The 26,730-nt window shown below is 53.6% G+C and carries 25 protein-coding genes; 7 read left to right on the top strand and 18 right to left on the bottom strand.

The window, feature by feature from the left end; translation table 11 throughout:
* Positions 1–168: 168 nt before the first annotated feature.
* Entirely contained in the window at positions 169–1,362 is a 1,194-nt protein-coding gene (ydeE, locus tag ACKI5T_RS11700; RefSeq protein WP_407437557.1) for an efflux MFS transporter YdeE, read from the top strand.
* A gap of 33 nt (positions 1,363–1,395) precedes the next feature.
* On the opposite strand, the gene zinT is transcribed toward ydeE, so the two are convergent.
* The 8 genes from zinT to ACKI5T_RS11660 all read right to left on the bottom strand — a co-directional run bounded on the left by zinT (position 1,396) and on the right by ACKI5T_RS11660 (position 9,460).
* Complete coding sequence (zinT, locus tag ACKI5T_RS11695) at positions 1,396–2,037, bottom strand: metal-binding protein ZinT (protein ID WP_407437555.1); 642 nt, start codon at positions 2,035–2,037, stop codon at positions 1,396–1,398.
* Between the two features lie 68 nt (positions 2,038–2,105).
* Positions 2,106–2,804 (bottom strand): urea ABC transporter ATP-binding subunit UrtE, encoded by a 699-nt coding sequence (gene urtE, locus ACKI5T_RS11690; RefSeq protein WP_012017383.1) that lies wholly within the window; start codon positions 2,802–2,804, stop codon positions 2,106–2,108.
* Between the two features lie 9 nt (positions 2,805–2,813).
* Complete coding sequence (gene urtD, locus ACKI5T_RS11685; RefSeq protein ID WP_407437552.1) at positions 2,814–3,611, bottom strand: urea ABC transporter ATP-binding protein UrtD; 798 nt, start codon at positions 3,609–3,611, stop codon at positions 2,814–2,816.
* Complete coding sequence (gene urtC, locus ACKI5T_RS11680; RefSeq protein ID WP_407437550.1) at positions 3,611–4,684, bottom strand: urea ABC transporter permease subunit UrtC; 1,074 nt, start codon at positions 4,682–4,684, stop codon at positions 3,611–3,613. Before urtC ends, urtD begins: the two co-directional genes overlap by 1 nt.
* Entirely contained in the window at positions 4,684–6,258 is a 1,575-nt protein-coding gene (gene urtB, locus ACKI5T_RS11675; RefSeq protein ID WP_407437548.1) for an urea ABC transporter permease subunit UrtB, read from the bottom strand. Before urtB ends, urtC begins: the two co-directional genes overlap by 1 nt.
* A gap of 21 nt (positions 6,259–6,279) precedes the next feature.
* Complete coding sequence (gene urtA / locus ACKI5T_RS11670; RefSeq protein ID WP_407437546.1) at positions 6,280–7,551, bottom strand: urea ABC transporter substrate-binding protein; 1,272 nt, start codon at positions 7,549–7,551, stop codon at positions 6,280–6,282.
* 247 nt (positions 7,552–7,798) lie between these two features.
* Positions 7,799–8,902, bottom strand: a complete 1,104-nt coding sequence (locus ACKI5T_RS11665; protein ID WP_407437544.1) for a cobalamin-independent methionine synthase II family protein — start codon at positions 8,900–8,902, stop codon at positions 7,799–7,801.
* 144 nt (positions 8,903–9,046) lie between these two features.
* Positions 9,047–9,460, bottom strand: coding sequence for a rhodanese-like domain-containing protein (locus ACKI5T_RS11660; protein ID WP_407437542.1), 414 nt, complete (start codon positions 9,458–9,460; stop codon positions 9,047–9,049).
* Positions 9,461–9,533: 73 nt separating this feature from the next.
* Here ACKI5T_RS11660 and ftrA point away from each other — a divergent pair, with 73 nt between their 5' ends.
* Both ftrA and ACKI5T_RS11650 read left to right on the top strand, forming a co-directional pair.
* On the top strand, positions 9,534–10,535 hold the full coding sequence (ftrA, locus tag ACKI5T_RS11655; RefSeq protein ID WP_407437599.1) for a transcriptional regulator FtrA: 1,002 nt from the start codon (positions 9,534–9,536) through the stop codon (positions 10,533–10,535).
* 446 nt (positions 10,536–10,981) lie between these two features.
* Positions 10,982–11,212: a DUF2554 family protein gene (locus ACKI5T_RS11650; RefSeq protein ID WP_133630335.1), complete on the top strand. Its 231-nt coding sequence runs from the start codon at positions 10,982–10,984 to the stop codon at positions 11,210–11,212.
* Here the strand turns inward: ACKI5T_RS11650 and ACKI5T_RS11645 are convergent, their stop codons facing one another.
* Both ACKI5T_RS11645 and ACKI5T_RS11640 read right to left on the bottom strand, forming a co-directional pair.
* Positions 11,213–13,177 (bottom strand): peptidase U32 family protein, encoded by a 1,965-nt coding sequence (locus ACKI5T_RS11645; RefSeq protein WP_407437540.1) that lies wholly within the window; start codon positions 13,175–13,177, stop codon positions 11,213–11,215. It abuts the gene before it with no gap.
* A gap of 80 nt (positions 13,178–13,257) precedes the next feature.
* Complete coding sequence (locus tag ACKI5T_RS11640) at positions 13,258–13,785, bottom strand: helix-turn-helix domain-containing protein (RefSeq protein ID WP_133630337.1); 528 nt, start codon at positions 13,783–13,785, stop codon at positions 13,258–13,260.
* Between the two features lie 92 nt (positions 13,786–13,877).
* On the opposite strand from ACKI5T_RS11640, the gene ACKI5T_RS11635 reads away from it, so the two are divergent.
* Positions 13,878–15,044, top strand: coding sequence for a benzoate/H(+) symporter BenE family transporter (locus tag ACKI5T_RS11635; RefSeq protein WP_407437538.1), 1,167 nt, complete (start codon positions 13,878–13,880; stop codon positions 15,042–15,044).
* Here ACKI5T_RS11635 and ACKI5T_RS11630 read toward each other — a convergent pair.
* The gene (locus ACKI5T_RS11630) at positions 15,024–15,896 is read right to left on the bottom strand and encodes a helix-turn-helix domain-containing protein (protein WP_407437597.1); all 873 of its coding nucleotides are present in this window, start codon (positions 15,894–15,896) and stop codon (positions 15,024–15,026) included. The two genes, ACKI5T_RS11635 and ACKI5T_RS11630, sit on opposite strands and share 21 nt — an antisense overlap.
* A gap of 174 nt (positions 15,897–16,070) precedes the next feature.
* On the opposite strand from ACKI5T_RS11630, the gene ACKI5T_RS11625 reads away from it, so the two are divergent.
* Complete coding sequence (locus tag ACKI5T_RS11625; protein WP_407437537.1) at positions 16,071–16,967, top strand: DMT family transporter; 897 nt, start codon at positions 16,071–16,073, stop codon at positions 16,965–16,967.
* A gap of 42 nt (positions 16,968–17,009) precedes the next feature.
* On the opposite strand, the gene ACKI5T_RS11620 is transcribed toward ACKI5T_RS11625, so the two are convergent.
* Together ACKI5T_RS11620 and ACKI5T_RS11615 are read right to left on the bottom strand one after the other, a co-directional pair.
* The gene (locus ACKI5T_RS11620) at positions 17,010–17,681 is read right to left on the bottom strand and encodes a DUF3313 domain-containing protein (protein ID WP_407437535.1); all 672 of its coding nucleotides are present in this window, start codon (positions 17,679–17,681) and stop codon (positions 17,010–17,012) included.
* Positions 17,682–17,814: 133 nt separating this feature from the next.
* Complete coding sequence (locus tag ACKI5T_RS11615) at positions 17,815–19,413, bottom strand: ABC transporter substrate-binding protein (RefSeq protein ID WP_407437533.1); 1,599 nt, start codon at positions 19,411–19,413, stop codon at positions 17,815–17,817.
* Between the two features lie 111 nt (positions 19,414–19,524).
* On the opposite strand from ACKI5T_RS11615, the gene pepT reads away from it, so the two are divergent.
* Entirely contained in the window at positions 19,525–20,754 is a 1,230-nt protein-coding gene (gene pepT, locus ACKI5T_RS11610; protein ID WP_407437531.1) for a peptidase T, read from the top strand.
* Here the strand turns inward: pepT and tehB are convergent.
* Together tehB and tehA are read right to left on the bottom strand one after the other, a co-directional pair.
* The gene (gene tehB / locus ACKI5T_RS11605) at positions 20,751–21,347 is read right to left on the bottom strand and encodes a tellurite resistance methyltransferase TehB (RefSeq protein ID WP_012017366.1); all 597 of its coding nucleotides are present in this window, start codon (positions 21,345–21,347) and stop codon (positions 20,751–20,753) included. The two genes, pepT and tehB, sit on opposite strands and share 4 nt — an antisense overlap.
* The gene (gene tehA, locus ACKI5T_RS11600; RefSeq protein ID WP_407437529.1) at positions 21,344–22,348 is read right to left on the bottom strand and encodes a dicarboxylate transporter/tellurite-resistance protein TehA; all 1,005 of its coding nucleotides are present in this window, start codon (positions 22,346–22,348) and stop codon (positions 21,344–21,346) included. The genes tehB and tehA overlap by 4 nt, the downstream gene beginning before the upstream one ends.
* A gap of 121 nt (positions 22,349–22,469) precedes the next feature.
* On the opposite strand from tehA, the gene ydcK reads away from it, so the two are divergent.
* Positions 22,470–23,450 (top strand): YdcK family protein, encoded by a 981-nt coding sequence (gene ydcK, locus ACKI5T_RS11595; protein ID WP_407437528.1) that lies wholly within the window; start codon positions 22,470–22,472, stop codon positions 23,448–23,450.
* On the opposite strand, the gene rimL is transcribed toward ydcK, so the two are convergent.
* The 3 genes from rimL to ACKI5T_RS11580 form a co-directional block, all read right to left on the bottom strand.
* Positions 23,436–23,993 carry a 50S ribosomal protein L7/L12-serine acetyltransferase gene (rimL, locus tag ACKI5T_RS11590; RefSeq protein WP_407437527.1) on the bottom strand — a complete coding sequence of 186 codons (558 nt, stop codon included), beginning with the start codon at positions 23,991–23,993 and terminating at the stop codon, positions 23,436–23,438. The genes ydcK and rimL overlap by 15 nt on opposite strands.
* Before the next feature lie 47 nt (positions 23,994–24,040).
* Positions 24,041–25,696: a glucan biosynthesis protein gene (locus ACKI5T_RS11585; protein WP_407437526.1), complete on the bottom strand. Its 1,656-nt coding sequence runs from the start codon at positions 25,694–25,696 to the stop codon at positions 24,041–24,043.
* A gap of 258 nt (positions 25,697–25,954) precedes the next feature.
* On the bottom strand, positions 25,955–26,728 hold the full coding sequence (locus ACKI5T_RS11580) for an ABC transporter substrate-binding protein (RefSeq protein WP_407437524.1): 774 nt from the start codon (positions 26,726–26,728) through the stop codon (positions 25,955–25,957).
* Positions 26,729–26,730 lie beyond the last annotated feature (2 nt).

Below are 26,730 nucleotides of genomic sequence, written 5' to 3'. Positions count from 1 at the left end.
TTTGTAAACAGATTCAAGGTAACGAAAAAAGCCCCCCAGGAAAAGATCATTAATTCTGGCAGCCAGGCGAAGCACTTAGGGATAAATTAGGTGCTATACAAGCCCCTTATGTCGTGATACTCCTGATAAAACACAACAAAAAAATGTAAGCATTTGTCGGGCAGGATTATGAAACCATCTCTCAGGCGCTCAACCGCAGCGCTGCTGGCGTCGTCATTATTATTAACAATCGGTCGTGGTGCGACGCTCCCGTTTATGACCATCTATCTCACCCGTGTTTACAACATGAGCGTCGAGAATATTGGCTATGCCCTGACAATCGCGCTGACGATTGGCGTGGTTTTCAGCATGGGGTTTGGCATCCTCGCGGATAAGTTTGATAAAAAACGCTACATGCTGATTTCCATTCTGGCGTTTATCGCCGGGTTTGTGGCCATTCCGCTGGTGGATAACGTCACGCTGGTGGTGGTGTTCTTTGCCCTGATCAACTGCGCCTACTCCGTGTTCTCCACGGTGCTAAAAGCCTGGTTCTCCGATGTACTCACATCGTCCGAGAAAGCGCGCGTATTTTCGCTCAACTACAGTTTTCTGAATATTGGCTGGACGATAGGTCCGCCGATAGGCACTTTGCTGGTGATGTACAGCCTGCAATTGCCGTTCTGGCTGGCGGCTTTCTGCGCCGCGCTGCCGCTGGTATTCATTCAATTTTATGTGCAGAAAAGCGTGGCGGCCGACGCCGAACACGCCCCTGTGCCGTGGCAGCCGTCGGTACTCCTGCGTGACAAAGCGTTGTTCTGGTATACCTTGTCCGGGCTTCTGGCTTCGTACGTCGGCGGCTCCTTCGCCAGCTGTATTTCCCAGTACGTTCTCGCAGCCGATTACGACAGCGATTTCGCCCAAAACGTGGTTGCCGTGGTGCTCCCGGTGAATGCCGCGGTCGTGGTGTCGCTGCAATACCTCATTGGACGCAGAATCACGGCCAGCAATATTCGCCCTTTGATGGCGCTCGGCACGCTGTTTTTTGTCCTGGGTCTGGGCGGGTTTATGTTCTCCGGCAGCAACTTGATCTACTGGGGAATAGCGGCAGCGGTCTTTACCGTGGGGGAAATTATCTATGCACCGGGCGAATACATGCTGATCGATAACATCGCCCCGCCGGGCATGAAAGCCAGCTATTTTTCAGCGCAAGCGCTGGGGTGGCTTGGTGCTGCTGCGAACCCGATGATCACCGGTATTATTCTGACCCATCTGCCGCACTGGTCATTATTTGCGGTGATGATGGCAGCGATTGTGATTGCGTGGCTGATGATTTTGCGTGGAATGAGTGTGAAAGCATGGCAGGAAGAGCCGAAAACCGCGTAAAACAAAGGCGAGAATTTCTCGCCTTATTTATCTTTAGTGGTGCAGCATTTCGTCCACAACCTGATTTTTATACATCTCATTAGGGTAATACGTCGGCCAGTTATCCATCTCTTTCAGCAAGGCCTCGTGCGAGGTGTTGCCCATAAACAGGTGGAAGTGCGCAGACTGACGCGGGCCAATCGTATGGTCGCTGAACTGCACAAATTTGGGTGCTTTAGACCCGGCGTCTTTACATTCAAACAGATACCGCACGCCTTTTTTGCCCGATGCGTAGGTCAGAATCTTATACCCGCTGTAATCGTAGCGGCAGCTCGCCACCGTTTTATCGGTATGGAACTCCATCGTATTATTTTCAATACCAATGGTTCCCACATCCGTGGCGTATCCCTTGCGATAATACGCTTTAACCTGCGCAAATGTTTTGCTGGGATCGTTTTCCGCTTTCTTTTTGAAAACCGGATCCAGTGAGCCATCAAGCAGGAAAGGATAAACCGACTGCCAGACGCCGTCCCAGTCGGATAATGTGCGGTCTTTGACGTCTTTGTCCTCAAAAACACCGTTCGCGGCTTTCTCTTCCGCTTCGGTCATTTGATGCCCGTGCGAATGGGCAAACAGTTGACCACTCACCAGCAGCGCCCCCAGCGTCATTGCAAATTTTCCAAGATGTGCAGCCACAATAAGATCCTCATTACGTTTAAGAAAACGAGAATGTTATAGTATAACATATCACAAGACAATCATTCCTAGATCGCTACTAACCCACGAACGCCCTCTTGTTCCATATCTTCGCCGCGCCCACGCTGAATAATGCTCCCGCGCGACATAAGCAAATAGTTATCTGCCAGGTCCGCAGCAAAATCATAAAACTGTTCCACCAGCAGAATCGCCATATCCCCTCGGCTGGCAAGCTGACGGATAACGACACCAATCTCTTTTATCACCGAGGGCTGGATCCCTTCCGTCGGCTCATCCAGAATCAACAGCTGCGGACGGCTCGCCAGCGCGCGCCCAATCGCCAGCTGTTGCTGCTGCCCACCCGAAAGATCGCCACCTCGCCGGTGCTTCATCTCTTTTAAAACCGGAAACAGCTGCCAGATATCGTCCGGCACGCTTTTCGCCTCCCGAGCCGGAAAGCGCGACAATCCCAAGAGCAGATTTTCTTCGACCGTCAGACGCGGAAAAATCTCGCGCCCCTGCGGCACATACGCCACACCGGACTGCACGCGATGATGCGGTTTAGCGTGCGTGATTTTTTTGCCCTGCCAGATAATTTCGCCACTGCGCGCAGGCACTAACCCCATCAGACATTTTAACAGCGTCGTTTTTCCCACGCCGTTGCGCCCCAACAGACACGTCACCTCACCGTTTGGGGCATCAAAGCTCACACCGCGCAAAATATGGCTGCCGCTGTAATACTGATTCAGTTCGTTAACCTGTAGCATTCCCGCTCCTTAGCGTCCCAGATAGACTTCGATAACCTGTTCGTTGGCCTGCACTTCACGCAAAGATCCCTCCGCCAGTACGCGTCCCTGATGCAGAACGGTGACGTGATCGGCGATGGTTTCAACAAACCCCATATCGTGTTCCACCACCATCAGCGAATGTTTACCGGCCAGGGTGCGAAAAAGTTCTGCCGAATACTCCGTTTCGGCGTCCGTCATCCCGGCTGCGGGTTCATCGAGCAGTAACAAATGGGGGTCCTGCACCAGCAGCATGCCGATTTCCAGGAACTGTTTTTGCCCGTGAGACAGTAAGCCCGCGCTGCGATCCCGCTCGGCGCTCAGGCGCAGCAGCGTAAGCATGTCGCTAATGCGATCGCTTTGCTCTGAGGTGAGCCTGGCGCGCAGGCTGGCCCACACGGATTTGTCACCTTTCATTGCCAGCTCAAGGTTTTCCCACACCGTCAGCGCTTCAAATACCGTCGGTTTCTGAAACTTACGCCCAATGCCCTGTCGCGCAATCGCGGCGGGATCGAGTCCGGTTAAATCAATCGACTGATCGTAAATCGCCCGCCCGCTCTGCGGGCGCGTTTTACCGGTGATCACGTCCATCAGCGTGGTTTTACCGGCCCCGTTAGGGCCAATCACGCAGCGTAATTCCCCCACGCCGATGTTTAGCGACAGATCGGTCAACGCCTGGAAACCGTCAAAATTGACGTTTATCGACTCAAGCTGGAGCACCGGATCGGTTTGCTCGCGAAAGCGGTCGCCCGGGAGTTGACGGGTAAAAAGTCCTTCGGATGGCTGCATTATTTCTCTCCCTTACGCAATAATCCGTAGACACCACGCGGTAAGAACAGCGTGACGGCGATAAAAATCCCACCCAAAAACAGCTGCCAGTATTCCGGCATGGCAACGGTGAAATAGCTTTTCGCGCCGTTAACCAGCGCCGCGCCAATCACCGGTCCAACTAACGTCCCGCGCCCGCCAAGTGCCACCCAAATTGCGGCCTCAATGGAGTTGGTAGGCGACATTTCACCTGGGTTAATAATGCCGACCTGCGGAACGTACAGCGCCCCCGCCAACCCGCACAGCACCGCCGAAAGCGTCCAGACCAGCAGCTTGAAACCGCGCGGATCGTAGCCACAAAATGTCAGACGGTTTTCCGCGTCGCGCACGGCGGTAAGAATGCGGCCAAATTTGCTTTTCGCCAGCCAGAATCCGAGAGCCAGCGAGGCAACCAGCAGCGCGACGGTTGCCAGAAACAGCGCAATTCGCGTGGTCGTTGCCGTCACCGGGAACCCCATCAGCGTGGTAAACCCGGTAAAACCGTTGTTCCCGCCAAATCCGGTTTCATTGCGAAAGAACAGCAGCATCCCTGCATAGGTCAGCGCCTGGGTCATAATCGAGAAATAGACCCCTTTGATTTTTGAGCGAAACGCAAACCAGCCAAAAATCAGCGCCAGCAGGCCGGGGATCATCACAATCAGCACCAGCGCCCAGGCAAAATGCTGGGTTCCCCACCAGAACCACGGCAGCTCGCTCCAGGAAAGGAACGACATAAACGCTGGTAATCCTTCGCCCGACGCCTGACGCATCAGATACATGCCCATCGCGTAGCCGCCCAGGGCAAAGAAAATCCCGTGTCCCAGCGACAGCATTCCGGCGTAGCCCCAGACCAGATCGAGCGCGACAGCGACGATGGCATAGCAGAGAATTTTGCCGACCAGCGTCAGCATCCAGGTGGACAGGGCCAGCGGATGGCTTTCGGGTAGCAGCGCCAGAAACGGCAGCACCAGCAGAATGGCGAGAATCAGGCTGCCAAACAGCTGTGTCATTCGCGGCGCTTTACGCGCCAGCGTTAAGGTCAGTGGCTGGCTCATCAGTCTGTCACCCTCCCTTTAAGCGCAAATAATCCCTGAGGACGCTTCTGAATGAACAGAATGATCGCCACCAGAATCACGATTTTTCCCAGTACCGCGCCCATTTGCGGTTCAAGAATCTTGTTGAAAATACCCAGACCAAACGCCGCGGCCACGCTGCCCGCCAGTTGCCCGACGCCGCCCAGCACCACCACCAGGAAGGAGTCAATAATATAGCCTTGTCCCAGTTCCGGTCCGACGTTACCCAGCTGCGAGAGCGCCACGCCGCCCAGACCGGCAATGCCCGATCCCAGGCCAAACGCCAGCATATCGACACGACCTGTTGGCACACCGCAGCATGCCGCCATATTGCGGTTTTGCGTCACCGCCCGCACGTTCAGCCCCAGTCGAGTTTTATTCAGAATCAGCCAGGTAAAGAACAATACCAGCAGCACAAATACCAGCACCGCAATGCGGTTCCACGGCAGGATCAGGTTGGCAAAAACCTGCACGCCGCCAGACAGCCAGGCCGGATTCGCCACTTCCAGGTTTTGCGCGCCAAAGGTCATACGCACTAGTTGGATGATCATCAGGCTGATCCCCCAGGTAGCAAGCAGCGTCTCCAGCGGACGGCCATACAGGTGGCGGATCACGCTACGCTCCAGCGCCATGCCAACGCCCGCAGTCACTAAAAATGCCACCGGCAACGCCACGATCGGATACAGCGCCAGCCACTGCGGGGCAAATTGCGCCATCGCCTGCTGAACCAGCCAGGTACAGTACGCGCCGAGCATCAGCATCTCACCGTGCGCCATATTGATGACGCCGAGCAACCCGTAGGTGATCGCCAGCCCAAGTGCCGCCAGGAGCAGCACCGATCCGAGTGACAGCCCCATAAAAGCCTGCCCCAACAGGTCACCGATGAGTAAGCGGTGCTGAATCTGGCGCAAGCTGTCAGCGGCTGCGTCGCGCACGCGGGCATCCGGTTCCGTTTGGGTTTGCGTGAATGGCGTCAGACGCGCTTGCGTTTCGGGATCGGACGAGTGCCCCAGCAGCGCAACCGCCTGCAAACGCACCTCAGCCTGCGGGCTGGCGAGCAAAAGATTGGCCAGCGCCGCTTCCAGCGCCGTGCGCACCTTGTCGTCTTTTTCCGCCTGCAGACGCTGCTGCAATAAATTCAGCATCGTCGGCGTGGCATCGCGCTGTAACTGTATCGCTGCGCCCACTCTTTCCGTGACGTTGTCACTCACTAACTGATGCGTGGCCAGTGCGGTGGAAGAGAGATTGCGCAGGCGGTTGGTGAGACGAACCGCCTTCGGTTCGCCCGCTGCCTGGGCGTTTTCCCCAAGAGCAGTCATTTCTCCCTTCACCCGGGTAAACGCGTGCTTTTGCGCATCGACAAAGAGATTTTCTTTTTGCAGCGCCTGCAACAGCGGCAGGCGCGACGGATCCGGGCTGATGGCCCATTGCTCAAGTAGCGTGGTTTGCTGGCTGCGGCTCGCGGCGACAAAGGTGTCCGCATCCGACGCCTGCGCCATCCCTGGCAGCAGACCGGCAAGCCATACTATTGCGACGAACATACGCATTACGTTCATGGCTTATCTCCGTGACCGGTGTTAGTTGCTGGCGGTTTTCATCGGTTGTTCTGGCTTTTTATCGTTACCCGGAATGTACGGGCTCCACGGCTGAGCACGAACCGTTGCATCGGTCTGCCAGACAACGTTGAACTGGCCGTTACCTTCGATTTCCCCAATCATCACCGGCTTATGCAGATGGTGATTGGTGGCGTCCATGGTCAGCGTAAAGCCTGACGGCGCTTTAAAGGATTGTCCGGCCATGGCGGTACGCACTTTATCCACGTCCGTGGTGCCGGCTTTCTCAACCGCCTGCGCCCACATATGGATCCCTACGTAGGTCGCTTCCATCGGATCATTCGTTACGACGGTGTCGGCGTTCGGCAAGTTATGCGCTTTGGCATAGGCTTTATAGGCCGCGACAAATGCCTGGTTGGTTGGGTTATCAACCGACTCAAAGTAGTTCCATGCCGCAAGGTTACCCACCAGCGGTTTGGTGTCGATGCCGCGAAGCTCTTCTTCACCCACCGAGAACGCCACCACCGGCACGTCGGTCGCTTTTACGCCCTGGTTTGCCAGTTCTTTGTAGAAGGGAACGTTGGAGTCGCCGTTGATGGTCGAAACCACCGCCGTTTTTCCTCCCGCTGAGAATTTCTTGATATTGGCGACGATGGTCTGGTAATCGCTGTGACCAAACGGGGTGTAAACCTCTTCGATGTCTTTATCCTGCACGCCTTTCGAATGCAGGAACGCGCGCAGAATTTTGTTGGTGGTACGCGGATAAACGTAGTCAGTGCCCAAGAGGAAGAAGCGTTTAGCACTGCCGCCGTCTTCACCCATCAGATATTCCACCGCCGGGATGGCCTGCTGATTTGGCGCGGCGCCAGTGTAGAAGACGTTTGGTGACATCTCTTCGCCCTCATACTGCACCGGGTAGAACAGCAGCCCGTTCACCTCTTCAAAGACTGGCAACACCGATTTTCGGGAAACCGACGTCCAGCAGCCAAAGACCGCCGCCACTTTGTCCTGGCTGAGTAACTGACGGGCTTTTTCAGCAAACAGCGGCCAGTTTGATGCGGGGTCAACCACCACCGGCTCCAGCTTTTTACCCAACACGCCGCCTTTGGCGTTGATTTCATCGATCGTCATTAGCGCGACGTCTTTAAGGGGCGTTTCAGAGATCGCCATCGTGCCCGAGAGCGAATGCATGATCCCAATTTTGATGGTGTCAGCAGCTTGCACACCAAAACTCATTCCCATAGCCGCCACGGAAGCCGACAGCGCAAAAGCTTTTAACAAGGTACGACGATGCATATTTTCACTCCTGAAAAGAAAGCTGTGCGAATACGTCCGTTACGGCGTGGACGCAGAAAAAGCAAAACGTCTTTGACAGGTTTAGGCAGAGCAAAAAGAGTGCCAGAACAGAAAACAATCGCTTTTTTAGCGTGTTATCGGGTCACAGTGAGAAGCTGACAGGAATGTAAGGCGGGAATAACAGGAGCGGAACGACTCAGAATGGCACAGCGTTGCATTATAAAAGTGCAACGCTGTGCGGGAAGGATTACCAGACGTCGGCGGCGATTTGCGTCACCAGACGGACTTTATCCCACTGTTGGGTTTCGCTCAGGCTGTTGCCCTCTTCCGTGGAGGCAAAGCCGCACTGAGGACTCAGGCAAATCTGGTCTTTTGCCACATATTGCGCGGCCTCTTCCAGACGCGCTTTGACGCCCTGCGGATTTTCCAGCTCGCCATTTTTGGTGGTGATCAGCCCCAAAACGACCTGTTGTTTCCCCGGACGGACAAACCGTAATGGCGCAAAATCACCGCTGCGATCGTTGTCGTATTCAAGGAAAAAGGCATCGACATTCACCGTCCCGAAGAGAATTTCTGCCACGGGCTCGTATCCGCCTTCAGAAATCCAGGTCGAGCGGAAATTGCCGCGACAGACATGCAAACCAATGGTCAGATCATCTGGTTTGCCTTCCAGGGCTTTGTTTAATACGCGGGCATAGGTCAGCGCCAGTTGGTCTGCATCATCACCGCGCTCGCGAATCTGGCGACGCTGATCGTCGGAACACAGATACGCCCAGACGGTGTCATCCAGCTGCAAATAGCGGCAACCGGCCTCGTAGAACGCATGAATCGCGTCGCGCCAGGTGGTTGCCAGGTCATCAAAATAGACGTCCAGATCCGGATAAACGGTCGCATCGATATCTTTACGACCACCGCGGAAATGCAGCACGCTCGGGCTGGGAATGGTCATTTTCGGCTGGGCGTTACCGCTGATACTTTTTAGATAGCGGAAATCCTCAAGCATTGGATGGTCGCCAAAGCCTAATTTACCGGTCACGCGCACGCCGTGCGCTTTGGTCTGTACGCCGTTAAATTGAATACCCTGACTGGAATCGTAGCGCTCAACGCCCTGCAAACCATCGAAGAAGTCGAAATGCCACCACGCACGGCGAAATTCGCCGTCAGTCACCACATGCAGGCCGCAGGCGCACTGTTGCTCAACCACGTGACGAATCGCGTCATTCTCGATATTACGCAGCGTTCCGGCGTCGATTTCGCCGCTGGCGAATTTGAGTCGCGCCTGCTTGATCGCATCAGGACGTAAAAAGCTACCTACTACATCGGCGCGGTACGGGGCGTGTTGTCGTTGCATGGTTTTCTCCTTAGCTGCCCGCAATTGATTGCAGACAGTGATAATTCATCAATTGAATATTTAGACTTCTGGATGGCTATATGTCCAAAAGATGTCATATCACTGCCGTGACGGCAAACGAGAAAAATTCATGTTAGATGAATTTTATTCATCTTGAGAGCGTTCGTCAGAGGCAAACGCAAAATGTTCATCTTCCCAGCCCGTGATACCGCCAATCATGATTTTGACCGGCAGACCGAGTCGGGACAGTTTTAGCGCAGCTCTGTCCGCTCCGTTGCAATGTGGCCCTGCGCAGTAGACCACGAACAGTGTGCCCTCTGGCCATTGCGCCATGGTTTCGGCATTGATGGCGGACCACGGCAGATGAATTGCCCCGGGCAAATGGCGACGCGCAAACTGCTCCGGCTGCCCCACCACGTGCAGTAACACAAAGTCCTGATCCTGCTGCGTTAAGGCGTGGTGTACATCGGCACAGTCGGTTTCGACGCTCAGGCGGCGCAGAAAATGGGCGACAGACTCCTGCGGGTCTGCGGCGGGAAATTCAGTGACGTAACTCATGGCGCTTTCTCCTGTTGGGCGTTTGTGTTAACAGTACTTTATCCAGAAATTCAGCCAGTGAATGCCAGCGGTCATGCCAGAAAACAACAAGAAGATGACAAAGTTACGACAGCCCCCGTCACCGCGCGTGGTGGTATTGGCCTATGACGGGCTCTGCACTTTCGAATTTGGGGTGGCGGTGGAAATCTTCGGCCTGCCGCGCCCTGAAATGGGCGATGACTGGTATCGTTTTGCGGTCGCGGCGGTAGATAAAGGCGAACTTCGGGCAACCGGCGGGATTCGGGTGCTCGCGGATGGCGATCTGTCGTTGCTCAACACTGCCGACCTGGTGGTGATCCCCGGCTGGCGTGGCGTTGACAAAATCGTTCCCGCTGAATTATGCAATGCTCTGCGTGACGCCCACGCGCGAGGCTGTCAGCTCTTGTCGATTTGCTCGGGCGTTTTTGTCCTTGCTGCATCAGGATTGCTGAACGGACGCAATGCCACCACGCACTGGCGGTATACCGAGACGCTAAAGACCCGGTTCCCTGACATTACCGTGGTGGAAGATGTGCTGTATCAGGATGAGGGCGACATTCTGACTTCTGCGGGCAGTGCCGCAGGGATTGACCTGTGTTTGCATGTAGTCCGTCGCGATTATGGAATGGAAACCGCCAATCATGTGGCACGCCGCCTGGTTATTCCTCCGCATCGCGATGGCGCACAAACACAGCGGATGCGTCGTCCGGTCGCCCAATTAAGGGAAAGTGAACGGCTCGGACAGCTTTTTGATTTCCTGCACCAGCACCTGACCGTCAGTCATAGCGTCAGTTCATTGGCCGCGCGCGTCGGGATGAGTCAGCGCACTTTTTTACGTCGTTTCGCCGATGCCACAGGGACGACGCCAGCACGCTGGATGCTCAACGAACGCCTGCTGCGGGCAAAGGATTATCTTGAAACGAGTCGGCTAAGTATCGACAGTATCGCGGCGCAGACAGGGTTCGGCCACGCCGCTACTCTGCGACACCATTTTCGGCAACATTTTGCCCTCTCGCCCGCGCAATACCGCAAGCAATTTCTCGTCGTCAGCGAATAGCGAAAAAGGAATTTCAGGCAAAAAAAACCGCCATTATCTGGCGGTAAATGCTTGCATGGATAGATTTGTATTTTGGTATCTACGTTCCCGGTATTCCATACCAGGTTGCGGATCGTAATAAACCTAACACCTATACCTTCAACAAAAGCTAAACAACAGCGTCTGAGAAAAGAAAGGGGTATTCGTTGCTCTTTCAGGGCCATAGGTCTCCCGCGCATATATTGGCAGGGATCGCAATCCTTATTTTGTAATTAATAAAATGAAATAACTTAATTTTAAACTGAACACTCTATTCATTGAAAAATATCACGCGCCGTGTATTACCCGCCCTAATATCGGATCGTAAGGCTATACTGACAAACCCTTTGCGATACATTTCACTTCTGAATAATAACTCAAAGTAACTATTGGCATAGTAGCCGCAAATGTAATGCGGTGATGAGAGAATGGTTAAAAAAATATTATCAATCATACTGCTAACCTGTGCGCTTTTTTCAGGTCAGTTGATGGCAGGACATAATGGGCATGAATTTTTGTGGGTAAAGAACGTTGATCATCAGCTCCGTCACGAGGCTGATAGCGATGAACTCAGGTGTGTCGCAGAGGAGTCAGCGGATGGCTTGCGCGAACATCACCACTGGCAGAAGTCGCGCAAACCCGATACCCATTTTCTGTGATTAAACGCCCTTGCGCTTCGGCAGGGTTTTCATCAGATCTTCGGGGCTAACAGAGGCCACAACGCTTCCCGGTTGTGGCATTTTGAAGATGTGATTTTTCATTTTGCCAATCACGTGCATTTCGCAGGGACGGCAGTCAAATTTCAGCGTTAACACTTCATCACCATTCACCAGTTGCATAGGTGTGGCCTTCCAGCTTTTGATATTACCCTTCGCCTGTTTCGGGCACAGGTTAAAGGCGAAGCGCAGACAGTGCTTGGTGATCATCACCGGCACATCGCCCTTCTCTTCGTGCGCCTCATACGCCGCATCAATCAGTTGCACGCCATAACGATGATAAAACTCGCGCGCTTTGTGGTTGTACACGTTTGCCAGGAATGACAAATGGGAATCCGGATAGACCGGCGCAGGGACAGACACCGCTTTGCGGCTCCCGCGCGGGTAATTGGCCAGGCGCGCCTCATCAAGCATTTCTGCGGTTTCGCGGCGGAACTGGTTAAGCTGGCTGTTCGGCACGAACAGTGCGTCCGGCAGCGTTACCGTAATGTCGCGGGCGTAATAGATCGTTTGTCCCAGCTTCGCCACGCCGTCTTTCAGGCTGTTCATCGCCTTTTCTGTGTTATTCGCCACCTCAAACTGACCGTCCAGGGTATGGGTCACGCTCACCCCATCTTCACTGGTCATGGTCAGGATCAGCTGTTCTTCCCAACCACCCAGCTCAATATCCACCGCAATACGACGTTCACTGGATGTTTTTAACAGCGCCTGCTGCCAGTTATGGTCGAGGTTACGGTTAAGCGCAGCATTCGGGCGGGCTTTGTACAGATCTGCAGGCATTTCGTTCGGCCAGACGCGATACTGATTCTCACCCGTTTTCTCGACGGTATTGGCGCGGAAACCGACGATTTCGCGTTTGATCATCACGTTCAGCCCGTCACCGTTAGCCAGCGTTTCGGTCACTTTTACGTCCAGATAATCTTTGGAGACTTTTAAAACTTCGCCCACCGGCAGGCCGATAAATTTCGGCGAATCAAACGCACCGATATCGTCTTTACGCGCATTCACAAAGTAATCCGTGCTGCCGCGGTGGAACGTTTTATCCGTGGACGGAATGAAAAAATGCTCGGTGCGGCCAGCAGAGGAGCGCGCCAGGTCGCCGCGATCTTCAATAATGGCGTCAAGCATCTGGCGATAATGCGCGGTGATATTCTTCACGTAGCTCATGTCTTTGTAGCGCCCTTCAATTTTGAAGGAGCGCACGCCAGCGTCGATGAGCGCCGCCAGGTTTGCCGTCTGATCGTTGTCTTTCATCGAAAGGAGATGTTTTTCGAACGCCACGACACGGCCCTGATCGTCTTTCAGCGTGTAAGGCAAACGACACGCTTGCGAGCAATCGCCACGGTTGGCGCTGCGCCCGGTCTGTGCATGGGAAATATTGCATTGGCCGGAATACGCCACACACAGCGCGCCGTGAATGAAGAATTCAATGTTGGCGTCAGTGGCCTGGTGAATGTCGCGGATTTGATTCAGATTCAGCTCGCGCGCCAGAACGATCTGGGTAAAGCCTACGTCAGACAGAAACTTCGCTTTTTCAACAGTACGAATATCGCACTGGGTACTGGCGTGCAGTTCAATCGGCGGAATATCCAGTTCGAGCACGCCCATGTCCTGAACGATCAGCGCGTCGACACCGGTCTGATACAGATCGGTAATCAGGCGTTGGGCGGGTTCAAGCTCATCATCATGAAGAATGGTGTTCAGGGTCACGAACACTTTTGCACCAAAACGATGGGCAAACGGCACCAGCTCCGCAATATCCTGCAGGCTATTACTGGCGTTATGGCGAGCGCCAAAGCCAGGGCCGCCGATATAAACCGCGTCCGCACCGTGAAGAATCGCTTCACGGGCGATGGAGGCGTCGCGAGCCGGACTTAAAAGTTCAAGATGATGGGATTGCAGGCGCATACTTCGTCGTTATCCGTTATGGTCAAAATGGCGGCTATTGTAGTCAGAAGTATGCGACAGCGAAACAGTTTTGCGTAGGGTTAGCGGGGATAGTGGATCAAAGAGTGAAAATGCACCGTCTGGCTACTGCTGTTGCGGTACGCGTGGGGTTTATCACCCGCAAAACGCACGCCAGAATCCGCTAAAATTGTGCGCCAGTGACCCTCGATACACATCTCCAGCTCGCCGCTTATCACCACCACATGTTCAACAACGCCTGCTTCATGCGGCGTTGACTCACTGAGGGCACCCGGCGCAAGCGTGATCGAAAAATGGTCAAACTTAAGCGTGTCGTCCCACGGGAATAACGGCTTTACCACCATCGCCTGCTGCTGCGGATCAAACACCGGCTGCGGCTGCTCTTCTGGGGTGATAAACGCGGAAAAAGGCACGTTCAGGCCCGTGGCGATTTTCCACAGCGTCGACACCGTCGGGCTGGACTCATTACGTTCGATTTGCCCGAGCATCGCTTTGGATACGCCCGTCTCATCGGCGAGTTTTGATAAGCTCCAGCCCCGCGCCTGACGCTCTGTCTTTAAGGTTGTCGCAAGATGTTGAGTGATAGTCATAATGCCTCCCGTTGCGAGCAAGTGTACCACTTGTACGCTATAGCGCACAGTGCTACATTACCACGGACGTTATAACGCACAACGGAGTCACAATGCGTAATCCCTCCTCACTTTTCCCAGCCATGTTAGCCGGATTTGTCGCCGTGCTGGTGGGCTATGCCAGTTCCGCAGCCATCGTCTGGCAAGCTGCTGCAACGGCAGGCGCGAGCTCACACCAAATCGCAGGCTGGATGACCGCACTGGGTTTGGGGATGGGCGTCAGCACGCTTGCGCTTTCACTTTGGTATCGCGCCCCGGTTTTAACAGCGTGGTCTACGCCCGGCGCAGCGCTCCTCGCCACCAGCCTGCAGGGCGTGACGCTGAGTGAAACCATCGGCGTGTTTATTTTCGCTAATGCGCTGATTTTGCTCTGCGGACTGACAGGCTTGTTCGCCCGTCTGATGAAGATTATTCCCCACACTCTCGCGGCGGCGATGCTCGCGGGTGTATTGCTGCGATTCGGATTGCAGGCGTTCACTAATCTGCAAGACCACTTTCTGCTGTGCGGCAGCATGCTGCTGGCATGGCTCATCGCGAAAGCCATCATACCGCGCTATGCGATCGTCGCCACGCTGGTGGTGGGCGGATTTGTAGCCTGGCTGGGAGGTGACATTGTCACAGATAAACTCATGTTTTCGGTAGTGATGCCGGAGTTTATTGCGCCCACCTTCACGTTCACCACCCTGATGAGTGTTGGGCTGCCCTTCTTTCTGGTGACGATGGCCTCTCAAAATGCGCCCGGATTCGCCACGATGAAAGCCTCCGGCTATCCGGTTGCGGTTTCCCCATTGATCATTTTTACGGGCGGATTGGCCCTGCTGTTCTCGCCGTTCGGGGTGTATTCGATCTGCATCGCCGCCATTACGGCAGCAATTTGCCAAAGCCCTGACGCTCATCCGGAGGCCAATAAGCGCTGGTTAGCCGCCGCCGCGGCCGGAGTATTTTATCTGCTCGCAGGCATTTTTGGTGGCTCGATCACCGCGCTGATGGCCGCACTACCGCTGATCTGGATCCAAACCCTGGCCGGGCTGGCGCTGATGGGCACGATGGGGGGAAGTTTGTTTCAGGCACTCCAGCACGAAACCGAGCGCGATGCTGCGCTGGTGACGTTTCTGGTGACGGCCAGCGGCGTGACGCTGTTAGGGATTGGTTCGGCGTTCTGGGGGTTAATCGCGGGCGGCATCTGTTATGCCGTGTTTTCACATTTTCGCCGCGCGTAGCTGCGAAGGCGTGCGCCCCGTCGTCGCTTTAAACCGGTTGCTGAAATGACTCGCCGAACTGAAGCCGCAGGCAATGGCGATATCCGTTAACGGCTGATGGGTGAACTGGACCAGCGCTTTTGCTTTTTCCATTCGCTGATGCATAACGTATTGATGCGGCGCCATCTTCATCGACTGGCGGAACATGCGCGCGAAATGGTATTCACTTAATGACGCCACCGCCGCCAGTTCCGCTAACGTCAACGGCTGTGAGAGATGACTATCAATATACTCAACCACCGTTTTTAGCACGAAGGGCGACAGCCCACCCGTCACTATCGGCAACTTCCACTGCACGCTGGAATAGTGCTGGATCAGATGGGTCAGGAGTAACGTGCTGGCGGTGCTTAACGTCAGCTGATTGGCAGCCTGCTGCCAGTCGCAGCCCAGCAAAAACTGACGGTACAGCATCGCGATTTTAGGGTCGCTGGCGAAGGTCTTTTCATCCAGCGCAATCGACGCCGGGCTTTTGTCCCAAATCTGCTCGCCAATGCCCCGTAAATGTTCATCCGTACAATAAAGATGCACAAACGATAAATCATCGCGGATATCCCAGCTTGATTCACTCTGCTCCGGCATCAGGCAAAAACGGTCCGGCCCACCGCCGTTTTTCCAGCCGCTGGCGGTTTTATGGTAGCTCTCGTAGCCATCCGCGACATACAGGCTCAAGGTGTGATGGTTGCTTTTGACCGTGACGGTGTCGTGCTTGTTAAACCACGCCGCCAGCTGAATGCCAGAGTTAAGCGCGACCGTTTCCCGCAGCACGGCATTTTGTTGGCGAAGCGTTTCGAAAGTGTCGTAGGCGCGGGACATAACCGTCATAAGCTGGCAATTGAACAGATCGTTAGTCTATGAAGTGTTGCCCGTTGATGCCAGCGGTGACGCAATAAAAAAGCGCAAGATTTTGCAAGTCAGCCGCAAGATGCTGACAGCGCGCTAGCCCAGCTCAGGTGACAATCTGCCTTTGCCGTTTGATAAGAGATAAAAATGAACGCATTGTTATATGGCCTGGTCGTGCTTATCTGGGGAACCACCTGGATTGCCATTTTCCTGCAACAAGGGCCGGTGGCCGCACCGGTTTCCATTTTCTGGCGCTTTGCCGTGGCCAGCGCCACCATCATGATAGTTCTGCTGGCGCTGGGTCGCCTGCGCAAAATGGTGTTGCGCGATCACCTGTTCTGTATGGTTCAGGGATGCTGCGTGTTCTGCTTCAACTTTTGGTGTTTTTACACAGCGGCGGCGTATATCAACACCGGACTGGAATCCGTTATTTTCTCCATGGCCGTGCTGTATAACGCGATCAACAGCTTTATTTTCTTCGGGCAGCGCCCACCTGCACGCTTCGGGTTCGCCGCTGTTCTGGGCATGCTCGGCATCATCACCCTGTTCTGGGACGATCTGCTGGCGAGCGGCTGGAGCCAGGAACTGTTGCTCGGTATCGGCCTTTCCGCGTTGGGAACGTACGGGTTTTCATTGGGAAACATGATCAGCCTGCGCCATCAGCGCAACGGTCTGGAAACGATGACCACCAACGCATGGGCCATGACCTACGGGACGCTTGTTATGGGAGCCATTGCGCTGATTCGTGGCGATAACTTCGCACCTGAATGGACGGTGAGCTATATGGGGGCCCTGCTGTATCTGGCCATTTTTGGTTCGGTTATCGCGTTCGGGGCTTATTTTACGCTGGTCGGGCGGATTGGTGCCGGGAAAGCAGCGTACAGCACGTTGTTATTCCCGCTGGTCGCCTTGTCCATCTCGACAGTTTACGAAGGTTACGTCTGGCATATGAACGGTATTGCCGGAATCGTGCTGATCCTGACCGGAAATATGGTGATGTTTACGAAACCGGAAACCTGGTTCAAACGGTTACGGATGGCGTGAAGCGTAAAGACATCCGGCCTGCAGAACAGGCCGGATGAGGATTTATTTTTTATTTTTGACGTCAAACATGGTGGCATCCGTCGCCATGTCATCCACAACTTTCTTCAGCGTTGCCACAGTCATTGGTGAGTTTTCGTTATTCAACTCACTGCCTTCGCCTTTACGAACCACTTTGATGACCGGTTTACCGGTGGCAGCGTCAATCAGCTCACCTTCAAAATAGAGGTGAGTGTCCATGGTACGGTGGCCTGACGCCATTTGCGTCCCGGCAATGACCAGCGCAACTGGCACCACTTCATAGAATTGCAGACCTTCTTTCTTCGAGCTCACACCGGTTATTGCGCCACGGAAAATCAGGCTGCGAGGGCCAGGCGTTGCAACAATAGGCTTATGCTGCCCAATCGCCGCTTTCATTTTGGTATTGGTATAAGCCAGCAGGTCATCAAGTAATTTCTGACCAATTTGAGTCGTTGGCTTAGGGACCGGATAATAGGTAATTGGGTTATAAACAATACTGTCGTATTTTGACGCATCATAAGAAGGATCAACCCAACGTAACGTCGGTTTACCTGTTGCTGATGTTGTTTCTTTTAAGCCGGAATAATCTTTTAAAAAGCCCGAATATTGGTCGGGCTGTGCCACTTTCGACGCACAGCCCGCTAATGCCAGCAAGCCAGAAAGCACTGCAACTTTAAAAAAAGCTTGAGTACGCATGATGGTAAATCCCTGTTATATGCAGATATGCATTTGAAGTTATAGCAAAAGACTGGGGAGCGTGTAGTGTTAAATAATGCCGCAGAGAGCACAAATTGAGAAAAGACTGCCCGGCGGGGGGCCGGGCAGTGATTTATGGTGACTTAATATCCACTTGCCAGAACAGATGTTTGCCAAACGGGTCAATTTCATAACCCGTGACTTCTTTTCTCACCGGCTCAAAAATTGTTGAGTGCGCAATCATTACCGCAGGCATTTGGTCATGCATCATTTGTTGTGCCTCTTTGTAAAGCGCCGCACGTTTATTCTGATCGGTTATCGATTTTGCTTCAGCGATGATTTTATCAAAGGGTTGATAGCACCATTTCGCCGAATTTGAACCACCATTGGCAGAAGTACAGGTAAATAGCGGGCCAAAGAAGTTATCCGGATCGCCCGTTGCCGTCGTCCAGCCCATCAGCGCCGCCTGATGTTCACCGCCCTTCACGCGCTTGAGATATTCACCCCACTCATAGGTGATGATTTTAGTCTGCACGCCAATCTTCGCCCAATCGGCCTGGATCATTTCAGCCATCCGTTTTGCGTTCGGGTTATACGGACGCTGCACCGGCATAGCCCATAAATCCACGGTCACACCGCTGGCAAATCCGGCTTCTTTCAGCAACGCTTTGGCTTTTTCAGGATCGTATTCGTAGTCTTTCAGCTCGCTGTCTGCGCTCCATACGCCCGGTGGCAGCAGGTTTTTCGCCGCCGTTCCCGTACCGTGGAAGACAGCGTCAATGATCGCGGGTTTGTTAATCGCCATCGCCAGCGCCTGGCGTACTTTCACATTATCCAGCGGCGGTTTTTGCGTGTTGAAGGCCAGGAAACCCGTGTTTAACCCGGCTTTACTCATCAGGTTAATGTCTTTGTTGGCCTTCATGCGCGGCAGTTCGGCAGGATTCGGGAACGGCATCACCTGACACTCATTCTTCTCCACTTTGGCGTAACGCACAGACGCGTCCGGGGTGATGCTAAACACCAGACGATCCAGCTTTGATTTGCCCTGCCAGTATTCCGGGAACGCGGTAAAGAGAATGCGCGAATCTTTCTGATACTGCGCCAGTTTGAACGGCCCGGTTCCGATAGGATCCATATCCACTTTTTCCGGCGTACCGGCTTTGAGCATCGCATCGGCGTATTCAGAGGACAGAATCGAGGCAAAATACCACGCCAGGTCAGCAACGAACGGCGCTTCAGGGTGAGCGAGCGTGAAGCGCACCGTGTGGTCATCGACCTTGTCGATGGCGGTGATCAGGCTGCCAAACTCCAGACTCTCAAAATTGGAATAGCTGCCGTTCGAGACGTTGTGATACGGATGATTGACGTCTTTCTGGCGCATAAACGAGAAAATCACATCGTCGGCGTTAAAATCACGCGTCGGTTTGTAGAATTTATTACTCTGGAATTTCACGCCTTTACGCAGATGGAAAGTATAAACCTTTCCGTCTTCACTCACGTCCCAGCGTTCTGCCAGGCTCGGCACCAGCTCGGTTGTGCCGGGTTTAAAATCCACCAGGCGGTTATAAACAGGTACGGCGCTGGCATCCACGCTAGTGCCAGAGGTATACAACTGAGGATTGAAGTTTTCCGGTGATCCTTCGGAGCAATACACCAGCGTTTTGGCCGCGACGGTGGAACTGACCGTCAGTGCGGCTAAGGCCAGAGCTAAAGTTGTCAATTTGCTATTCATTGTGTTTTCCTGTCTTTTAATTCGACGGCTAATTAATTCTTTTGCCAATTCATAAATACCATTAAAGTAACAATGCAAACACCTGATAATACAAATTAAGAAGGAATCACTGTGGCTTCACAACTCTCCAGTCAATTAACCCAACGCTTTTTCCGTTATTTATCCATCACCAGCCAAAGCGATCCTAAAGGAAAAACACTGCCCTCTACGCCAGGTCAGCATGAGATGGCGAGAGAACTGGCTAATGAGCTGAAATCACTGGGTTTAAGCGACATTGTGATCGATAAATTTGCGACGGTCACTGCCGTCAAAAAAGGCAATGTACCGGGTGCGCCGCGCATCGGTTTTATTACCCACATTGATACGGTAGACGTCGGATTATCACCGGATATTCATCCGCAAATATTAACATTTGCAGGAGAAGACCTCTGCCTGAATAATGAAAAACAGATCTGGTTACGCATGAATGAACATCCCGAAATTCAGGCATATGCTAATGAGGAGATTATTTTCAGCGACGGAACCAGTGTATTAGGCGCCGATAATAAAGCAGCCGTCACAGTGGTGATGACGGTGCTGGAAAACCTGACGGCGGAGCACCAGCACGGCGATATCGTGGTGGCGTTTGTGCCTGACGAAGAGATTGGTCTGTGCGGGGCGAAGGCGCTTGATCTGAAACGCTTTGACGTCGATTTTGCCTGGACGATTGATTGCTGCGAGCTGGGTGAAATCGTGTATGAGAACTTCAACGCGGCGGCGGCGGAAATCCGCTTTACCGGCGTGACGGCGCATCCCATGTCCGCAAAAGGCGTGCTGGTCAATCCGCTGCTGATGGCGATGGATTACATCAGCCACTTCGATCGCCAGCAAACGCCGGAATGCACCGAAGGACGTGAAGGTTATATTTGGTTTAACGGAATCCAGGCCGGGCAAAATGAAGCCGTATTGAAAGCCAATATCCGTGATTTCGATCGCGACAGCTTCGCGGCACGTAAACAGCAGATTACCGACGTTGTCGACAAGATTGCTGTTCAGCATCCGACCGCAAAAGTGGAATATAAGATTGAAGATACCTACAGCAACATCAGCAATGCGATTGGCGAAGATCGCCGTGCGATCGATCTGATGTTTGAGGCAATGGAATCACTCGGTATCACCCCAAAACCGACGCCGATGCGTGGTGGAACCGACGGCGCGGCGCTGTCAGCAAAAGGACTGCTGACCCCGAACTTCTTCACCGGCGCGCACAACTTCCACTCGAAGTTTGAGTTTTTACCGCTGTCGTCGTTCGAGGCCTCATATAAAACGGCCCTGCAGATTTGTCTGCTGGCTGCGCGTTAAGCCGGTTTACGCGCCAGTAGCGTGGCGAAACGCAGTTTGATGCGATTGCCGTTGGCGTCGGTGCGATGTAATTCACCGACGTCTTCATTATATTTCAGTGTTTCCCAGCCTTCGTAATAGTGGCTCAATTCACCGCTTTTGAACGCGAACGGGAAGCCGACGTTGCACGGATAATCGTCGGTATCCATCGCCGCGACAATCAGGTTATAACCGCCCGGTTTAGTGCAACGTTGCATATTGGCAATCAGTCCCGGAATGGTTTTCGCTTCCAGGAACATCATCACCACGGTCGAGAGAATAAAATCGTACTCACCGTCAAAACTCAGGCTGTTCAGATCCTTGATCGACGCCTGCAGGTTGGTAATCCCCTCTTCCGCTTTGATGCGCTCGAGATTCTCGATGCTCATCGGGTTTTTGTCCCAAGCGGTCACGTCATAGCCGTTCGCCGCCAGATACAGGCTGTTGCGGCCATTACCGCAGCCCAGATCCAGCGTTTTGCCCGGTTTCACGATCCCTGCGCTGTACACCACATCGGAGTGAGTTCGGGTCATGCCATATTTTTCGGTAAAGTAATTATCATCGACGAGCGTCATTCTTTTTCCTCAGTTTGCATAAGCGTTGCTTTATCTGAACGAACCAATAGCTTTCCCTGCATCAGCAAAATAAAGGTGCGCACGAGCAACAGCGCGATGATGCAGTTAGTGAAAATAAACAGCGGCACTGCAAGGGCAGCAAAAAAACCTGACGAACTGCTGTGCCCCAGATGCAACCCGGTCGTCGCCAGCGCAGAGACACCAAATGAGAAGCTCCAGAAAGAAGCGTTAAACGGCTGCGAGAGATACCACGGCATCAGACGCAGCATAAACAGCAGCTGCAGCAGACCGTAGCCAAAGAGCATTTTGGCAAAAGTGTCGGCTTCGCCACCGTTCACACTCAGCCACGCGCTACAGGCCACCAGCGCAGGCGCAAGTTGGATGCCCAGCGACGTGCGCAAGGGCGACGGTAATTCTCCGCTACTGCGCAATCGCTGCAAAATAACCGGCTCAAGACTTAGCCAGGAAAAAACGCCTGCGCCTAAAAAGACCAGTCCGGCATCGTGGTAACCCAGCGCGCCGCAAGCCATCGCGCTAATAAAATTGTTGGCGACGGTCGGGAGATACAGTCCCGGCGTGGTCGCCTCTTCGGGGTGTTTCCCGCGCCACAACCCGGCGCTTTGCCAGGCGGAATAGCCAAGCTGAATCACCACGCCTGTCCCGAATAACACCAGCGAGACGGGCCGACACCACGGGACGAACCCAATCGCCACCAGCATTGTGGTGGCCGGAAACAGGCTGACAAAACTGCTCATCACCGGATGACGCATTTCCGCCAGCACGCTGTGCGGAAAACGCACCGCGCGGGTGATAAACGCCACGGTCAGGAAAGACCAGATCAGCACCGCCAGCGTAACCAACATTTCACCCGGCCAGCGTGATACAGACCAGATAGTGCTGGCATAGCGCCACGCGAAGCCCATACCAATCGTTCCCAAAACCATCCCAAAATAGCCGGACGGTAAGTTAAGAGTTTGTTGGGATTTGTTTCTTTTATGCATTAATTTTAAACTATAAATTATATTTGAAATGCTAGTTTAAGGGGTTTGTGATTCCGTTGCCAGCACTTCGCAAGTCGTAAAGTTTGCTACGTTTAGTAAGACGCCCAACAGAGATAACACGATGAAAAAATACCGACTCAGCGACGAAACCCGACTTTATCATTCGCACGGCGGAGAAACGAAATCGACCGTCACGCTGCGGCAAATTATTGCCACACGCGATTTTCACGATGTGACCGCCGGAGACCAGGGCGGGTGGCTGGATGACGAAAGTGCCCTTTCTCATGACGGGACCTGCTGGATCTACGATCAAAACAGCGTCGTCTACGCGGGGGCAAAAATTGAGGGCAACGCCAGAATCACTCAGGCCTGTGTGATAAGCCATTCCGCACGAATCGGCGATAACTGCTGGATAGACGCCGCAAACATCAGCCACGGCGCACGGCTCAGCGATAGCGTGACAGTGCAATGTTCCGAGGTGCGCGGCGAATGCCATTTGTACGGTAACGCCCGCGTTCTTCATAACAGCACGATCGTGGCTGCGATTGGCCTCACGCCGGATCGAGAGCAGATCCTGAAGATCTTCGATAACGCCACCATCAGCCAGTCGCGGGTGGTGCATCAGGCGCAGATTTACGGGGATGCGATAGTGAATTTTGCCTTTATTGAACATCGTGCTGAAGTGTTCGATAACGCGCTGATTGAAGGCAACGATCTCAATAATGTGTGGGTCTGTGATTGCGCCAAAGTCTATGGCAACGCGAAGCTGATTGCGGGCACAGAAGAGGATGCCATTCCTACCCTTCGATACAGCTCGCAGGTGGCTGAAAACGCCGTCGTGGAAGGTAACTGCGTAATAAAGCATCACGTCTTAATCGGCGGTCATGCGTGGTTGCGCGGCGGCCCGATACTGATCGATGACCGCGTCGTGATTCAGGGACGCGCGCGCATCAGTGGCGATGTGCTGATCGAGCATCGAATTAATATCAGCGGCGATGCCGTGATTGAGGCGTTAAGCGGGGAGAATATTCATCTGCGCGGCGAAAAAGTGATTAACGGAAACCAGCGAATCACCCGCACACCGCTATTAGGCGCTCTGTGAGCGAATAATTTTCGCGTAAGTGTTCACATCATCGAACTCACCGTTCAAATACTCGGCTTCCTTCAGACACCCTTCCAGCGCAAACCCGTTGCGTATTGCAACGCTGTTACTCTGCGCGTTCGCGACACGGCATTTAATGACGAATCGCCGGATTTCGCCCCGTTCTACGTAATAACGTATAAACGCCTGTAAAGACTGCGAAAGAATGCCCTGGCCCTGACTGGCTTTATCCAGCCAATAGCCGATGTAGCCCGTCTTGTTGGTCGGCTCGATAGCATTGAACGAGAGCACGCCTTTCAACGCTTCATCCTGAATAATCAAGAACATTTTCGCGTAACCGCGCTGGTGCAGCATCTGATTACTCTGCACGTTTCTGCGCGTATCGTCTTCGCTACCGACGTGCTGCGCCCAATCAAATGCCGTCTGTAGCCAGGCTTTATTTTTGATAACCAGATTATGCAGTTCGGTCGTGTAGCGCTCATCCACCGCCCGCAGTTCGATGCGGTCTGTCACGGTGATGATTTCAGATGGAATGTCGGTCATTGCCCTCACCTCATTCCTCTCCCAAAAGGGAGAGGAAAAGAGAAACGTTAGCGCATTACGCGGTCATCAACATAGACACGTTTGTCAGGCGCAGGCGGGAAATACTGATACAGCCAGGTTTCACTGATCGCATCGCCCTGACAGCGCAGGAACATACGCATGTCGACCGGATCGGTTGAATCGTTTGTTGGGTACCAGTCGAACAAAATGCGATAGCCGTCGAACGGTTCAACATACAGGATTTCGACCTGGCGCGCTTCACCGTTAGAGAGCGTAATCACCGGTTCGATACCTTTCGGCGCGGCGGCTTTCAAGTCACCGCCGACGAAATCAATGGCGAAGCGACGCGCCCAGGTTTTCGGGTAGTTTTCGCCCGGCGCCCACCCCTCCGGGAAGCCGCCCATCCCCGTCCGCGTGGCGAACACATTTGCCAGCGGAGAACGAACCGGCGGCTGCGCGCTCCAGTACAGGCGATATTTGAAGTCCAGCTCATCGCCCGCTTTCACTGGTTTTTCTGGCTGCCAGAAGCACACAACGTTATCCAGAGTTTCACCCGTGGTCGGGATCTCCATCAGACCTACGCTGCCTTTGCCCCACTGGTTGCGCGGTTCAACCCACAGACTCGGGCGCTTGTTGTACCAGCCCATGATGTCCTGATAGTGGGAGAAATCGCGGTCGAGCTGGAGAAGACCAAAGCCTTTCGGGTTTTTGTCCTGGTAAGCGTTGAACTGTAATTTCTGCGGATTATTCAGCGGACGGCAAATCCATTCCCCATTCCCGCGCCACATCGCCAGACGATCGGAGTCGTGGATTTGCGGGTGAATGGTATCGCACATGCGACGTTCGTTATTGCCGCAGGCAAACATACTGGTCATCGGAGAGATGCCGAGCTGTTTGATATCTTTACGTGCATAAAGGTGGTTATCCACCTCCATGATCACCTGGCTCTTCTCGCAATGAATCACGAATTTATACGCGCCAGTGATACTTGGGCTGTCGAGCAGCGTGTAGACGGTAAAAGTGGTATCGCCCGGCTTAACGGTTTCAAACCAGAACGAGGTGAAATCAGGGAACTCTTCCGGCGTATCCGTAAAGGTATCAATCGCCAGGCCGCGCGCGGAAAGACCGTATTGATACGTGTCATCTACCGCGCGGAAATAGCTCGCGCCAAGGAACGAGACGATATCGCGACGCGCCAGTTCGGGCGCTTTGAACGCGCGGAACCCGGCAAACCCTAAGTCGCTTTGCCCTTCGAGTTGTTTCGTATCCACACCCGCATCGTTGTAGTTAAACAATTCAGGACGGAAATGAATTTCACGCGCCAGGGACGAGGCGGAATCCAGCGAGAACATTCTTACCCGGCGGCGGAAACCCATTCCCATATGGAAGAATTGTACGTCCAACTGGCGGTCTTCAATATTGTTCCACAGCGACTGTTTCGCATCGTATTGAATGGCGTTATATGCCTGCGGCGTCATGGTCGCCAGCGTATTTGGCAGTGGACGCGGCGCACCACCCCACGGAGTTTGCGCCAGATCGTGCGCCATGGATTGCAGAACGGAGAAATCAAAGCGACGACTCTGACCGTCGGCAATATCGGAATCTGCGGCAAAGGCCGCGCGGGAAAAGAGCGTTGAGAGTCCGGTTGTACCGCTCAGTGCGGCCATTGCCAGCGAGCCCTGTAAAAAACGTCTGCGATTCATGCCTGAGAAAACGTCCTTATGGTCGTGAGAATGAGTTTCGCGCGTGGCGAAACGACGGCAAGAAAGAACGCACAGCCTAAACAAAAACGGTTAAAAATCCAATTGTTGAGCGGTGATTATCTGAACAAAGCGAGAAATATATTCTGTCGAGGGGAATGAACCGAAATCAGCGTAAAGTTAAGTATAAATTTGGGCGTGGGCGAAATAAAAAAGCCCCTGATGGACATCGTCATCAGGGGCTAATCAGGCGCAATCATATTATTTTACGCTGACATCGATACCTGGGAAATATTTCTGCGCCAGTTTATCGATCGTTCCGTCAGCGCGGACTTTTTCAATGGCCGCATCGAGCTGTTTCTTGGTGGCCTCATCACCTTTGCGCAGCCCAAAGCCGATCCCGCTGCCGAGGATCGTGTCGTCAGACACCGGTTTGCCGATAAATCCAAACCCTTTACCCTGCGGTTTGCTCAGGAAACCTGCCTGCCCGGCCGCTGACATCACAAGCGAAGCATCAATACGGCCATTCAGCAGATCGCCCCAGGCCATATTCTGATCTTTATAAGACACCACGGTGACACCGTGCTTTTCCCAATGCTCTTTTGCATAGGTTTCCTGAATAGAACCCTGCAATACGCCGATGCTTTTGCCTTTCAAGCCTTCAGGCGTGGCTTCTACACCGGTACCCGATTTGCCTACCAGCTGAGACGGGATGCGGTAAATCGGCTGGGTGAAGTCGATGCTCTGCCGACGCTGATCGGTGATGTTCATCGCGGAGTTAATGGCGTCGAATTTTTTAGCCATTAATCCTGGAATCAATGCATCAAAAGAGGTTTCGACCCAGCTGCATTTCAGTTCAGCGGCTTTGCAAATCGCCTTGCCGAGATCAATGTCGAACCCTTCCAGTTCGCCAGAAGCATTGCGGCTTTCAAACGGCGGATATTCTGCTTCGAGGCCGTAGCGAAGTTCAGTTGCTGCCAGCGTCGAAAACGAACACAGCAATCCCATGCCGACAACTAACGCGTTAAATTTCATCT

It is taken from the genome of Lelliottia sp., from assembly GCF_045627565.1.
Classification (GTDB): Bacteria; Pseudomonadota; Gammaproteobacteria; order Enterobacterales; family Enterobacteriaceae; genus Enterobacter.
This window is presented reverse-complemented; position numbering and strand designations above follow the sequence as displayed.